We start from the raw sequence: 11,941 nt of genomic DNA, 5'->3' as shown, positions 1-11,941 counted from the left end.
CGTCCCCCCCCCCCGCCCCCCACCCCCACCCCCACCCCCCCACGCACCCCCACCCGCCCCCCCACCCCCACCCCTCCCCGCCCGCCCCCGCCGCGGGGCCCCCCCGCCCACGTCTCGGGGTCCGGGTTCTCCCGCGTGCGGGGTCCGGGATCAGTCGGCCTCGGTGGCCGTCACGTCGGCCGCGTTCACGTAGATGGTCCGGTTGTTGAACTGGGCCTGGTAGTACTTCACCGCACCCTTCACCACGGCGCCCGAGGTGAAGAAGTCGTCGGCCTGCGCGGCCGGCTGGTCCACGACGTAGGCCTGGCCGACCGGGATCCGGTAGCCGGGCGCGGTGAGCGCGACCTGCCGGGACGGCGACAGGCCGGCGGGGTACTCGGAGGCCGCCGGGTAGGCCTGGCCGTAGAGCGGCGCGGCGTCGGGGCCCACGGCCTTGATGACCGTCACGCCCGTGGTCGGGACGGTGTTCCGGCCGCACGGGTTGTGGATCCAGCCCTCCTGGCCGTCGTACCAGATCGCGGTCCAGTCGCCCTGGCGGTCGGCCACCACGAACTGCTGGCCGGCCTGGACCCGGTCGCTCCAGTCGCTGATCCCGTCCGTGCCCGCCGTCAGGGCCGGGTGCACGTCGGGGTCGAGGAGCAACGGCGCGTCGGCGTCGGGGGCCTGACGCACGAACAGCGAGTTCGACGGCTGGGCGACCTCGCCGCAGGCCGTCGTCGCGCCGGTCGGGTCGTCGGCCGGGCAGACCGTGTAGGACTGGATGTTCTTCTCGAAGCGCGGAGCGATGGTCACCACCGAGCCGACCTCGCCGACCCCGTGCCGGCCCGTGTCGGTGGGCGCGCCGAGCAGCTTCATGAAGCGGTTCCAGTCCCAGGCCGTGCCCGGGTCCCAGTGCTGCTTGGCGAGGTTCGAGTCGAGCGAGCCGGGAACGTTGTCATGGCCCAGGACGTGCTGCCGGTCCAGCGGCACGCCGTACTGCTGGGCGAGGTAGGAGACCAGCTCCGCGGTCTGCCGGTAGGTGGCGTCGGTGTACCACTGCGCGCCCTGCGCGGTGAAGCCCGCGTGCTCGATCGAGACCGAGTGCAGGTTGTAGTGGTAGTTGCCGACGGCGTACGCGATGTCCTCGACCGGCATCAGCTGCGTGGTGCTGCCGTCCGTGTCCATCAGGTAGTGGGCGGACGCGGTCGCGCCGGTGGCCGACAGGGTCGCCAGCGCGGAGGCGAAGGAGCCCTCGGCGGTGTGCAGGACGATCCGGTCGATCTGGATGCCGTTCGCGGGCCTGTTGGACACCTGGCCGTTGCTGCCCGTGACGGCGACCGGCGCGTACGTGCAGTTCATGGTGGACGGGCACTCGGCGCCGGTGGTGGCCGTGGCGGCCGCGCTCTTCAGGTCGAGCTGGTCCAGCTGGGACAGCTCGGGTTCGGCGTCCTCGTCCGCGGCCAGGCGCAGCGTTCCGTCGGCGGTCTTCTGCTCGGCGCCCGACGCGATGGTCCCGAAGACGTCGTCGACGTACCCGGTGGCGGCCTTCTCGTCCGTGAGCCTGCTGTACCGGGCGACGGCCGCGGTCCAGTCGGACGGGTTCTCCGACAGGCCACCGGTGAGGGTCTTCTGATAGGACGCCAGCAGGGCGGCGGTGCCCTCCAGGTTGGCCCCGGCGTCGGTCTTCAGCCGGGACGCGGGTATGCCGGTCAGCTTCGACGCCGTCCGCAGGGTGTGCATGCCGGGCCGGTTCACCAGCTCGGACAGGTCCGCACGGCCACCGGCGCCGGCCGCACCGTCGACAAGCATGCCCGTCGTCACGTCGGTGAGGTTGCCGAGGCCGTAGCCGCCCTTGTCGCTGTAGCCCGGGTGGGACTGCCAGCCGGACTCCTCGCGGGTGACGCCCATGAGCACGCCCACGGGGACGTCGTACTTGACGGCCGCGGCCGTGAAGTCGGCCTGTGCGCCTGACGGTCGGGGGGTGCCGGGCTGCGCCTGCGCTCCGGACGGCAGGAGTGCCAACACCCCGGCCGCCACGGCGGTTCCGGCGACGGCGGGCACCAGCCGCCGCCCGGACTTCCGTCTCTGCAAGGTCATGCTGATCCGTTCTTCGTCGACATCGCCGTGAAGTGAGGACAGAGGGAACGGACATGCGGTTCCGTTCGAGAGCGCCCGGGAGGCGGTTTCGGCATTGACAGGGTTGGCTAACAGGGTTAGCTTCTAGCTAACAACGTTAGCCACACTGGAGGATGTCATGCCCGAGTTCCTCGCCGTCGACGGCGGCACGATCGCTTACGAGGTGGCGGGGTCCGGCCCGCTGATCGTTCTCGCGCACGGGATGGGCGACAGCCGCGCCGCCTACCGTGCCGTGGTCCCGCAGCTGGTGGCGGCGGGCTACCGGGTCGCCGCGGTCGACCTGCGCGGCTGCGGCGAGTCCGGTGCCGACTGGCCGGCCTGGAGCCGCACCGCCATCGCCGGCGACCTGCTCGCCGTGGTCCGCCACCTGGGCGGCCCGGCCGTGCTCGTCGGCCACTCGATCTCCGGCGGCGCCGCCACCGTCGCCGCGGCCCTGGAGCCCTCGCTGATCACCGCGGTCGTCGAGCTGGCGCCGTTCACCCGCAAGCAGTCGATCCGCCTCGGCGACCTGCGGGTCGGGCGCTTCCGGCGGGGCATGCTGCGCCTGCTCGGCGCGGGCGCGTTCGGCAGCGTGCGGCTCTGGCGTTCGTACCTCGACGTCGCCTACCCCGGCGTGAAGCCGGCCCACTGGGCCGAGCGGCTCGGCCGCATCGACGCCCTGCTGCGCGAGCCGGGCCGGATGAAGGCCCTGCAGGGCATGGGGCGCACCACCCCGACCGACGCCGGCGAGCGGCTCGGCGACGTCCGCTGCCCGGTGCTGGTCGTGATGGGCACGCTCGACCCCGACTGGGCCGACCCGCATGCCGAAGGGAGCGCGGTCGTCGAGGCCCTGCCGTCCGGCCTCGGCACCCTGGAGATGATCGAGGGGGCCGGGCACTACCCGCACGACCAGTTCCCCGACCAGGTGGTCTCGCTCGTGCTCGGCTTCCTCCGCTCGGCCCCCGCGCGTGCCTAGGGCCGGTCTGGACCCGGCGGCCGTGGTCGCGGCCGGTGCCGCCCTCGCCGACGAGGTGGGCTTCGACTGCCTGACGATGGGCCTGCTGGCCGAACGGGTGGGCGTGCGGACCCCGTCCCTGTACAAGCACGTGGGCAGCCAGCAGGACCTCAACCGGCGTATCGCGGCACTGGCGTTGAACGAGGCCGCGGACGCCGTCGGCGGAGCGGTCCACGGGCACGCGGGCCGCGACGCCCTGACGGCCGCGGCACGCGCCTTCCGCGCCTTCGTCCTCGCCCATCCCGGCCGGTACGCCGCGACGATCGGCATGGAACCCTTCGGACCGGACGATCCACCGGCCACCGCGGAGCAGCGGCTGCTCGGCGCGTTCACGGCGGTCCTGCGCGGCTACCCGCTCCCCGAGTCCGACGTGGACCACGCCCTGCGCATGCTCCGCAGCCTCTGGCACGGCTTCGCGACGCTTCAGGCGGACGACGGCTTCCGGTGGAGCGCCGACATCGACGAGAGCTTCGAGTGGCTGATCACCTTCGCCGACCGGGGCCTGCGCGCCATGTCGGGCGGACGGTCCGCAGACGGGTCACGGGTCGCCGGTCGCGGGTTCAGTCCACGGTGAACGAGTAGTCGTACGTGGTCAGTTGGATGCCGGAGCGGGTCGTCGCGTGGACCTGCAGGTCGTACGAGCCGGCCGAGGCCGGGGTCCAGTCGATGCTCGCACCGCCGTCGGCTCCCGCGGCGACCGTGACCTCCGGTTCCGTGTTGAAGGAGTACGTGTAGCTCACGACACCCTTCACCTTCGGTGTGAACGTGAAGGTGCCCGGGACGCCCGCACCGCCGCCGGAACCGTTCTCGGGGTAGGCCTCGGAGGCGACGGTGGGAGTCGTGTCGTAGTCGATGCCCCACGACGCCGGGTCACTGACCCAGCCGTCCGCGCTCCTGCTGGTCACGTCGAGCTGTTCGCCGGTGACGCCGTCGAGCGTGAGCTGCGTCGTCGCCGTGCCGTCGGCCGCCGCCGCGACCTCGAAGGTCCGGTCACCGTCCGAACCGCCGGACGTGTGCACGGAGTAACTGACGACCGGGCTCCTCGCCTGGAGCGCGGCGTCGGGCCGGAGCGTGAACGTGGTCGTGTCGCCGAACCCGGGTGCCGGGTCCGCCGGGGTGACGGTGGGCGGCGTGGGACTGACGTAGAACCGGTAACTGGTGGTCTCCGACGGGTTGTAGGCCCGGTCGAGGCTGCGCACCCACAGGGTCACGGCACCGCCGTACGGCGGGATCAGGTCGACCGTGGCCGAACCGCCGGGGGCGTCGGTGCGCGCGAAGTGGTCCGGGTCCGCGTACGGGTCGCGGGGCCGCGGGATGCCCTGGTCGCCGATGTCCGCGAGGACGATGGTCTCCAGCGACCCTGTCCAGGAGTACTGGAACCCGGCGACGTCGTCGGCGCCGCCGGCGTTCAACCTGATCGTGACCGGGTCGCCGCCCTGGTTCCACCGGTCCGGCGGGTAGTTCGGGGAGGAGACGGCGGGCGCGTTCGCCGGGACGGTGTCGTCGATCGTGACGTAACAGGTGGCGGACCAGTCCGAGGCCGCGTCCCCGGCCACCGTCTGCGCCCGCCACGCGTAGGTCTGCCCGTCGGCGAGCAGGTCGCCGGGCAGGATGGCGGTGGCCTCGCGCCCGGGGACGGCGCGGTCGTGGGTGACCGTCTCGGTCCGCGCCGGGTCGCCGACCGGCCAGACCTGGTACCGGGCGGTGAGCGGGGAGCTGTCGGTGGTGTCGGCGGTCCCGGGGATGCCCTCGACGACAACGTTGCCACGGGACGGCAGGTACGTGGGCCGGTCCGCGTCGGTCGAGCAGTTCCGGTAGCCGTTGAAGAGCTGGGTGGGTGTGGTGGGGGTTCCCCCGGCCGCGCTCGCGGGCGACACGGCGGCGGCCACGGACAGGCCGAGGGTTCCCAGGATGGCGAGGACGGCACGCACGGGCGCGCCGAAGGACATGGTCAAGTGGTCCCTCCCGTTTGGATGCCCGTATCCGGTGCCCTTACGCGCACTGGTGTACGGACGGCGAGGGGATCGTATGGGGGCGCCGTACCTAAATGCAGCGGAATCAAAGGGAGTTGAGCGCGCCCGCGCGGGCGGGCGCCTCGGTCACCGCGCGGGAGGAAGCCCGGTGGGCTTGACCGCGCGGACCACGGCCGAGTGCATGCCGTCGGCGACCGGGTGCGTCGGGGTGATCTCGACGTCCGTGAAGCCGGCCGCCTCCAGGCCCTCGCGGTACTCGGTGAAGGACAGGGCGCCGGCGATGCACCCGACGTAGTCGCCGCGTTCCGCGCGCTGTCCGGGGGTGAGGGTGTCGTCGGCGACGACGTCCGAGACGCCGATCCGGCCGCCGGGCCGCAGGACGCGGAAGGTCTCGGCGAAGACGGCGGGCTTGTCGACGGACAGGTTGATCACGCAGTTGGAGATGACCACGTCGACGGTGTTCGCGGGGAGCGGGATCGCCTCGATGGTGCCCTTGAGGAACTCGACGTTGGTCGCGCCCGCCTTCGCCGCGTTGGCCAGTGCCAGTGCGAGCATCTCCTCGGTCATGTCCAGGCCGTACACCTTGCCGGTGGGGCCGACGCGACGGGCGGAGAGCAGGACGTCGATGCCGCCGCCGGAGCCGAGGTCCAGGACCCGTTCGCCCGCGCGGAGTTCGGCCACGGCGGTGGGGTTGCCGCAGCCGAGGGACGCGGCGACCGCCTCGGCGGGCAGGACCTCGCGGTCGTCGGCGGTGTAGAGAGCGGAGCCGAAGTGCTCGTCGACCTCGACCGGCCCGGGCCCGCAACAGGCGGCGCCGCCCTCGGCGACCTGCACGGCTGCGGCGGCATACCGCTGCCGGACCGTTTCGCGCAGCTCGGTGGACTGCTCGCTCATGGCGTCACTCCTCATCGCCGTTCTGTATTGATGTTCTTCGATTCAACCTTGCGCCTTGGATCGAGGAACGTCAACATAGACGTATGTCGAAACAAGAGCTCGAGGTGCTGGGCCAGGACACGGACTGCTGCCCGGGGCCGACCGACTCGCCGCTGGACGAGGAACGGGCGGCCGAGCTGGCGAAGGTGTTCAAGGCCCTCGGCGATCCGGTCCGGCTCCGCCTGCTCTCGATGATCGCCTCGCGCGGGGACGGCGGCGAGATGTGCGTGTGCGAGCTGACCCCGGCCTTCGACCTGTCCCAGCCGACGATCTCCCACCACCTCAAGCTGCTGCGGCAGGCCGGGCTCATCGACTGCGAGCGGCGCGGTACCTGGGTCTACTACTGGGTGCTGCCGAAGGCTCTCGACCGGCTCGCCGTGTTCCTGAGCACGCCGATGACCGCGGAAGCACCCGCGTGAGCGCCTCCCTGCCGCGCCGCGCCCTGGCCGAGGCCGTCGGCTCGGCGGCGCTGGTCGCCGTGGTGGTCGGCTCGGGCATCCAGGCCACCGGGCTCACCCGGGACGTCGGCGTGCAACTGCTCGCCAACTCGCTGGCCACCGTCTTCGGCCTGGGCGTGCTCATCGCGCTGCTCGGACCGGTCTCCGGGGCCCACTTCAATCCCGCCGTCACCCTCGCGGCCTGGATCGACGGCCGCCGCACCGACGACGGACCGACCGCACGCGACCTGGCGGCCTACATCCCCGCCCAGATCACGGGAGCGATCGCGGGTGCGGTCCTGGCCGACGCCATGTTCGGTGAACCGGCGGTCCGGTGGTCCACCCACGACCGCTCGGCCGGGCACCTGCTGCTGGGCGAGGTCGTCGCCACCGCCGGCCTGGTCCTGCTGGTCTTCGGGCTGTCCCGCGCCGGCCGTGCCGCTCTCGCCCCGGTGGCAGTGGCGTCGTACATCGGCGCCGCGTACTGGTTCACGTCCTCGACGTCGTTCGCGAACCCGGCGGTCACGATCGGCCGTGCCTTCACGGACACCTTCGCCGGCATCGCGCCCGACTCGGTCGCCCCGTTCGTCGCAGCACAGCTGGTCGGCGCCGCGCTCGGGCTGACGCTCGTGGCAGCGCTCTTCGGCCGCCCGGCCCCCGCCCGGCCCGGCACGCCGTCGGTGCACGGCGAACCCGGACTCGCCGCCCCCACCCTCCCCTGACCCACCGCACAGGAAGCCACCGCCATGTCCCGCGCTCCCGCCGCCGGCCGGCCCTCCGTCCTCTTCGTCTGCGTCCACAACGCGGGCCGCTCCCAGATGGCCGCCGCCTTCCTCACGCATCTCGCCGGAGACGCGGTGGAGGTCCGCTCGGCCGGCTCGGCCCCCGCGGACGCGGTCAACCCCGCCGTCGTCGAGGCGATGGACGAGGTGGGCATCGACGTCTCCGCCGAGACCCCGAAGATCCTCACCACGGAGGCCGTCCGGGCGTCGGACGTGGTGATCACGATGGGGTGCGGCGACACCTGCCCCGTCTTCCCGGGCAGGACCTACCTGGACTGGAAGCTGGACGACCCGGCCGGGCAGGGCGTCGACGCCGTACGCCCCATCCGCGACGAGATCGAGACCCGCGTCCGCGGCCTGCTCACCGACCTCGGCGTGCCGACCGGCGCCTGACGGGAACCCCTGCCCACGGCAGAAACCCGTGTTCATGGACCCGGCACCTGGAACCGCGGAGGCGCCGTGCACACTCTGCGTGTTGTAGTTCCCCGACACTCCGACACAAGGATGCGCCACACATGATCACGCTCACCAAGGAAGACGGCCCCGCGGACCTGGACGGAGTGACCCACCTGTCCATCGGGGTGTCCTGGGATCCCACCGCCGGCAGCAGCGGCGGAGTGATGGGCGTCCTGCGCCGCAAGTCCGGCACGGACCTCGACCTCATCGCCATCGCCATGCAGGGCGGGGAGCCGGTACGCCTCGCGGGCCTCGACTCCCTCGACCCGATGGGGAACGGCTCCCTGGTCCACAGCGGCGACAACCAGTCCGGGCGCGGGGACGGCGACGACGAGACGGTGACCGTCGAGTTCGCCCGGATCCCGCCCAACGTCACGTCGATCGTGTTCATAGCCGCCGCCTACAAGAAGGGCAGTTCCTTCCAGAAGGCGCGCAACATCAGCTTCAAGGTCTACGACGCCACCGGGGGCAGCTCCCAGCAGGTCGCCGACATATGGCCGAGCCTGCTCAGCCAGGACAACGGCTGCGCCGTGGCCAAGGCGGTACGGGTCGGCGGAAGCTGGAAGCTGGAGGTGATCAACCTGACGGGAAAGATCAAGCAGGGCGACGAACACGCCCTGATGCGCTTCGCCGTCAGCAAGTAAGACGTCCCCGAGGCCCGGCGGAGGTGACGTCGGATCCGGTCGGCCGGTCGGCGGCTCGGTGGCCGTGACCGAGCCGCTGCCCCGGTCAGATCCGGTCCGTCAGGTCCTCCGCGAACACCTGTGACAGGGGCTGCGGTCCCACGTACTGCTGGCAGTTGCACTGGGCGGCCTCGTACCGCAGCGGCTTCTTGTTCTCGTCCCAGGCCGTCGGCACCTCGACGCGCTCGTGGCACCGGCCCTGCTTGTCGTGCTTGGCGAGGTGGTGACCGCATCCGCAGACCGCCTCCGGTGGCCTGTTCGCGGCCTCGACGGCCAGCCGCTCCTCCTTCGCCGCCTCCAGCAGCTGCACTTTCCGTTCATGCCGATTGCGCAGTGCGGTACGGACGTTGTCGGCGACCCAGGCGAAACCACCCGTCCAGAAGACGATGAGAACCCACCAGAACCAGTCCATCGGCTGCCCCTCCCCCTGTGCTGCCGAACGTCAGCATAGGCGGCTCCTCCGGGGAAGTCCCGGCGCCGGCCGCGGTTCCGGGACGCCCGGCAACAGGTTGGTCACCGGAGGGGAGGCGGGCTACTTCTTGCCGTTGCCCTGTCCGCCGTTCGCCTTGCTGTCGGCGGAGGCGCCGGTGTTGCCCGCGGTGCCGTTGGCGGAGTTCGCGGCCCCCTCGCCGGACTTGCCCGCGCCCGTCGAGTGGCTCGGCTTGGCCGTCTCCGCTGCCAGTTGCTCGGCGCAGAAGGCGGCGACCTTGTCCGCACCGCCTGCTGCCGCGACCAGCCGCCGCCAGGCCGTCGCGCCGAGCGCCTTGCCATGCCCCTGGACCTGCGCGTAGGCACGGCAGTGGGCTTCGGTGTCCTGGGCGGTGGCAGGCCGGTCCGTCGGCCGGGGACTGCCGGAGGACGGTGCCGAGGCCGCGTCGCCCGGCCGGTTCGGGGCGGCCACCGCGGGGTTCGTCGTTCCCCGGCCATGGCCGGCACCCTCCGTGGAGGAGCCCGCGGAACCGATGGCCGCGACGGCGACGCCCCCGAGGGCAAGGCTGGCGAAGACCACGCCGAACGTCAGTTTCGCCGGGCGCCGGGCCCGCCGGTCCGCCGCCGGCCGCCAGTCGTCCCGGCGCCGGGTACGTGCACGGTGCGCGCCCTCGGCGCGGGCGGCCCGGAACGCGGCCACGGCCTGCTGCTCGCCCCGGGACCCGAGATCGGCCGCACGAACGGCGGCGGCCAATGCCGTTTCCAGCGCGCCGTCGTCCAGCGCGGCGTCGTCCAGCGCGGCGCCCTCCACCGCAGTGTCCGTCATCGCGGCCTCGTCACCCGTGTCCCGGAGGCCGGACAGGGCACCGCCGGGCTGCACACGTCGACGGCCTCGTACCCCGTCACCGCCCAGCCGTTCGCCCATGTCCGCTTCCGTTCCTGTCCGATCGCGATCGCTTCGATTCGTCCGCTGTCCCGGGTCCGGCGCCTGCCTGTCGATCCCGTCGCGGTTGTCGTTCATGTCGACTCCCCCAGCGCACGGGGAGCCACATCCGTCACACCTTCCTCCGCCTCGTCGCCGATGCCCAGCTGACGGGCGAGACGTTTCAGGCCGCGGTGGGCGGCCGTGCGCACCGCGCCCGGCCGCTTGCCCAGGGCGCGCGCGGCGGTGGGGCCGTCCAGACCGACCACGACCCGCAGGAGCACCGCCTCGGCCTGGTCCCGCGGCAGCCCGCGGATCAGCTCCAGGGCCCGCTCGGTGGAGAGGGACTCCAGGGCCTGCTCATGAGTGTTGTACGGGCCGGCCAGCTCCAGGACGTCCTGGTCGGTGCCGCCGGCCTGGGGCCGCACGCGCCGGCGACGCAGGTGGTCCAGCGCCCGGTGCCGGGCGATGGTCGCGGTCCAGCCGCGGAAGCCGGCGCCGTCGCCCTTGAACCGCCCGAGGTCGCGGGCTATCTCCAGCCAGGCGTCGGACGCCACGTCCTCCGCCTCGTCGCCGACGATGCCGCGCAGGTAGCCGAGCAGGCCGGGCTGCACGATCCGGTAGGCGACCGCGAAGGCGGCCTCGTCGCCGTCCTGGGCTCGCGCGACCGCCGCGCCCAGTTCCCCGTCGTACTCCTGCACGCGCCGGGGTTGCCGTACCTGGCCCAAGATCGCCCTCGTTCGCACCGTTCACAGCCGAGTCCACGTCGTCCGCCGTGCTCCGGTCGCAACGACGGCCCCATGGTGACCAGCGCGCGAGCTCACAGAAACGTCACAACGCCACAGGACGCCTCCGCCGCAACAGCGCAGCAGGTACCCGTGCCCGGCACCGCACAGGCCGTGGCGGCCACCGCCGCCGACGCGGCCGCGTGATGGTTCGGCGCCCTCGTGCGCTCCCTCTGTCATGAGCGCCTACCTCCATCTGCGGGCGGTGCCGGCCCCGGCACTGCGCAACAGTCCGGCATGGCTGGAACGGCTCTTCGCGAGCGACGCGGAGACCGTCCGGCACCGGGTCGGCCGGTGCCACGAGGAGGTGCTGGACGAGTGCTGCCTGGACCAGGAACGCATCTACACCGGCGCGCCGCCGGACGGTCCCGGGGACCGGCCCCAGGCCCAGGTGGTGCTCGGTGGTCGCCCCGTGCTCCGCACCGACCGGCGCAAGCCGCCGTTGCTGGTGCTCACGGCGGCCCAGGCCCGGCGGGTGGCCGGATTCCTGGAGCGGACCGACTTCGACGCCCTGTGGGACTCGGCCCGGGACGGACTGCTGCCCCGCTACGGCGGCGTGGGCGCGGAGCCCGAGACCTGGTGTGCCTTCGCCACGACGCACCGGGAGCTGCGGGCGTTCTACGCGTACACGGCCGAGTGCGGGGACGCGGTGGTGAAGTGGCGTTCCAAGGCGTGAGGAGCGGCGGCCCGGGGCGGGCGGTGTAACAGTTTCGGCCCGTCGCGCTCTCTCCATGCGGACGACCATGTCGGTCGGCATGGAGAGGGGCAGGACTCGTGCGGTGGACGGGCGACAGCGGCGGAGCACACGGCGGGGAGCCGTCCCGCGGTGCCGGGTACGGGCATGCCCACGGCCACGAGGGCACCGCTGGTGCCACCGCCGACACGGCCGTGGCCGAGGCGGAGCCCCGGGCCGCCGGTGCGCCCCTGCTCGTCGCCGGGCCCGGCCAGTTCTCCACGGCCGAGCGGGACTCTCCGCACGGTGCGGTGATCACCGTGCTGCCGACGGACCACGACGCTCCCGGGCCTCCCGCACCGGCACCGGACGCGCCCGAGCGAGATCCGGCACGGCCCGTCTTCGTGGACGCCTCGGGGCGCCGCCAGCGCCGCGTCCGGCGGGCCGCGCGGCTGCTGGTGATCCCCGCCGGCGTCTATGTCGCCCTGCTGGTCAGCACCTTGCTGGGCGGCCCCACCCTCAGCGCTCCGTTCGTCCCGCTGCCGGAGGCCACGCACCCGGCCGAGCCTCGCGCGACCGCCCCCGGCTCTCCCTCCGGTACGGGCCGTACGACGGGGAGCGCGGACTCCGGCGCGGCGGACGGGAACTCCCTTCCGGCGGCGTCGCGGCCGGCCGGCCGCACCCCAGGCCCGCCACGGCGGGGCGGCCCCCCCCACCCCCACCCCCCCGCCCCGCCGGAGCGGCGGGAGGCGGTCTGAC

14 protein-coding genes are annotated in these 11,941 nt (G+C 73.2%); 8 read left to right on the top strand and 6 right to left on the bottom strand.

Features of this window, described 5'->3' with window-relative positions; translation table 11 throughout:
* Nucleotides 1-150 precede the first annotated feature (150 nt).
* The gene (locus ABZ887_RS50310) at nucleotides 151-2,076 is read right to left on the bottom strand and encodes an N-acetylmuramoyl-L-alanine amidase (protein ID WP_361306314.1); all 1,926 of its coding nucleotides are present in this window, start codon (nucleotides 2,074-2,076) and stop codon (nucleotides 151-153) included.
* Nucleotides 2,077-2,233: 157 nt separating this feature from the next.
* On the opposite strand from ABZ887_RS50310, the gene ABZ887_RS50305 reads away from it, so the two are divergent.
* Entirely contained in the window at nucleotides 2,234-3,070 is an 837-nt protein-coding gene (locus ABZ887_RS50305; RefSeq protein ID WP_361306312.1) for an alpha/beta hydrolase, read from the top strand.
* Between the two features lie 22 nt (nucleotides 3,071-3,092).
* The gene (locus tag ABZ887_RS50300) at nucleotides 3,093-3,683 is read left to right on the top strand and encodes a TetR/AcrR family transcriptional regulator (protein WP_361306318.1); all 591 of its coding nucleotides are present in this window, start codon (nucleotides 3,093-3,095) and stop codon (nucleotides 3,681-3,683) included.
* Here the strand turns inward: ABZ887_RS50300 and ABZ887_RS50295 are convergent.
* Nucleotides 3,670-5,058 carry a hypothetical protein gene (locus tag ABZ887_RS50295; RefSeq protein ID WP_361306316.1) on the bottom strand — a complete coding sequence of 463 codons (1,389 nt, stop codon included), beginning with the start codon at nucleotides 5,056-5,058 and terminating at the stop codon, nucleotides 3,670-3,672. The genes ABZ887_RS50300 and ABZ887_RS50295 overlap by 14 nt on opposite strands.
* A 150-nt stretch (nucleotides 5,059-5,208) precedes the next feature.
* Entirely contained in the window at nucleotides 5,209-5,976 is a 768-nt protein-coding gene (gene arsM / locus ABZ887_RS50290) for an arsenite methyltransferase (RefSeq protein WP_361306310.1), read from the bottom strand.
* 83 nt (nucleotides 5,977-6,059) lie between these two features.
* Here arsM and ABZ887_RS50285 point away from each other — a divergent pair, with 83 nt between their 5' ends.
* The 4 genes from ABZ887_RS50285 (at nucleotide 6,060) to ABZ887_RS50270 (ending at nucleotide 8,334) form a co-directional block, all read left to right on the top strand.
* On the top strand, nucleotides 6,060-6,434 hold the full coding sequence (locus tag ABZ887_RS50285) for a metalloregulator ArsR/SmtB family transcription factor (protein ID WP_361306308.1): 375 nt from the start codon (nucleotides 6,060-6,062) through the stop codon (nucleotides 6,432-6,434).
* Complete coding sequence (locus tag ABZ887_RS50280; protein ID WP_361306306.1) at nucleotides 6,431-7,174, top strand: MIP/aquaporin family protein; 744 nt, start codon at nucleotides 6,431-6,433, stop codon at nucleotides 7,172-7,174. Before ABZ887_RS50285 ends, ABZ887_RS50280 begins: the two co-directional genes overlap by 4 nt.
* Before the next feature lie 24 nt (nucleotides 7,175-7,198).
* Entirely contained in the window at nucleotides 7,199-7,627 is a 429-nt protein-coding gene (locus ABZ887_RS50275) for an arsenate reductase ArsC (protein WP_361306304.1), read from the top strand.
* 122 nt (nucleotides 7,628-7,749) lie between these two features.
* Entirely contained in the window at nucleotides 7,750-8,334 is a 585-nt protein-coding gene (locus ABZ887_RS50270) for a TerD family protein (RefSeq protein WP_361306302.1), read from the top strand.
* 85 nt (nucleotides 8,335-8,419) lie between these two features.
* Here ABZ887_RS50270 and ABZ887_RS50265 read toward each other — a convergent pair whose 3' ends face one another.
* The 3 genes from ABZ887_RS50265 to ABZ887_RS50255 all read right to left on the bottom strand — a co-directional run bounded on the left by ABZ887_RS50265 (nucleotide 8,420) and on the right by ABZ887_RS50255 (nucleotide 10,452).
* A complete protein-coding gene (locus tag ABZ887_RS50265) occupies nucleotides 8,420-8,785 on the bottom strand; it encodes a hypothetical protein (RefSeq protein WP_361306300.1) in 366 nt (121 codons plus the stop codon).
* A 120-nt stretch (nucleotides 8,786-8,905) separates the two neighbouring features.
* The gene (locus ABZ887_RS50260; RefSeq protein ID WP_361306298.1) at nucleotides 8,906-9,727 is read right to left on the bottom strand and encodes a hypothetical protein; all 822 of its coding nucleotides are present in this window, start codon (nucleotides 9,725-9,727) and stop codon (nucleotides 8,906-8,908) included.
* Between the two features lie 92 nt (nucleotides 9,728-9,819).
* Nucleotides 9,820-10,452 carry an RNA polymerase sigma factor gene (locus tag ABZ887_RS50255; protein WP_361306296.1) on the bottom strand — a complete coding sequence of 211 codons (633 nt, stop codon included), beginning with the start codon at nucleotides 10,450-10,452 and terminating at the stop codon, nucleotides 9,820-9,822.
* 235 nt (nucleotides 10,453-10,687) lie between these two features.
* Here ABZ887_RS50255 and ABZ887_RS50250 point away from each other — a divergent pair, with 235 nt between their 5' ends.
* Both ABZ887_RS50250 and ABZ887_RS50245 read left to right on the top strand, forming a co-directional pair.
* The gene (locus ABZ887_RS50250; protein ID WP_361306294.1) at nucleotides 10,688-11,185 is read left to right on the top strand and encodes a DUF1877 family protein; all 498 of its coding nucleotides are present in this window, start codon (nucleotides 10,688-10,690) and stop codon (nucleotides 11,183-11,185) included.
* Nucleotides 11,186-11,283: 98 nt separating this feature from the next.
* Entirely contained in the window at nucleotides 11,284-11,940 is a 657-nt protein-coding gene (locus ABZ887_RS50245; protein ID WP_361306292.1) for a hypothetical protein, read from the top strand.
* The last annotated feature ends 1 nt before the right edge of the window (nucleotide 11,941 follow it).

It is taken from the genome of Streptomyces sp. NPDC047061, from assembly GCF_040643955.1.
Lineage (GTDB): Bacteria > Actinomycetota > Actinomycetes > Streptomycetales > Streptomycetaceae > Streptomyces.
This window is presented reverse-complemented; position numbering and strand designations above follow the sequence as displayed.

Bases quoted from the DNA above. Each gene is read 5' to 3' on its own strand.
- ABZ887_RS50310 (WP_361306314.1), bottom strand. From the start codon at position 2,076: ATGACCTTGCAGAGACGGAAGTCCGGGCGGCGGCTGGTGCCCGCCGTC.
- ABZ887_RS50305 (WP_361306312.1), top strand. From the start codon at position 2,234: ATGCCCGAGTTCCTCGCCGTCGACGGCGGCACGATCGCTTACGAGGTG.
- ABZ887_RS50295 (WP_361306316.1), bottom strand. From the start codon at position 5,058: ATGTCCTTCGGCGCGCCCGTGCGTGCCGTCCTCGCCATCCTGGGAACC.
- arsM (WP_361306310.1), bottom strand. From the start codon at position 5,976: ATGAGCGAGCAGTCCACCGAGCTGCGCGAAACGGTCCGGCAGCGGTAT.
- ABZ887_RS50285 (WP_361306308.1), top strand. From the start codon at position 6,060: ATGTCGAAACAAGAGCTCGAGGTGCTGGGCCAGGACACGGACTGCTGC.
- ABZ887_RS50275 (WP_361306304.1), top strand. From the start codon at position 7,199: ATGTCCCGCGCTCCCGCCGCCGGCCGGCCCTCCGTCCTCTTCGTCTGC.
- ABZ887_RS50270 (WP_361306302.1), top strand. From the start codon at position 7,750: ATGATCACGCTCACCAAGGAAGACGGCCCCGCGGACCTGGACGGAGTG.
- ABZ887_RS50265 (WP_361306300.1), bottom strand. From the start codon at position 8,785: ATGGACTGGTTCTGGTGGGTTCTCATCGTCTTCTGGACGGGTGGTTTC.
- ABZ887_RS50260 (WP_361306298.1), bottom strand. From the start codon at position 9,727: ATGGGCGAACGGCTGGGCGGTGACGGGGTACGAGGCCGTCGACGTGTG.
- ABZ887_RS50250 (WP_361306294.1), top strand. From the start codon at position 10,688: ATGAGCGCCTACCTCCATCTGCGGGCGGTGCCGGCCCCGGCACTGCGC.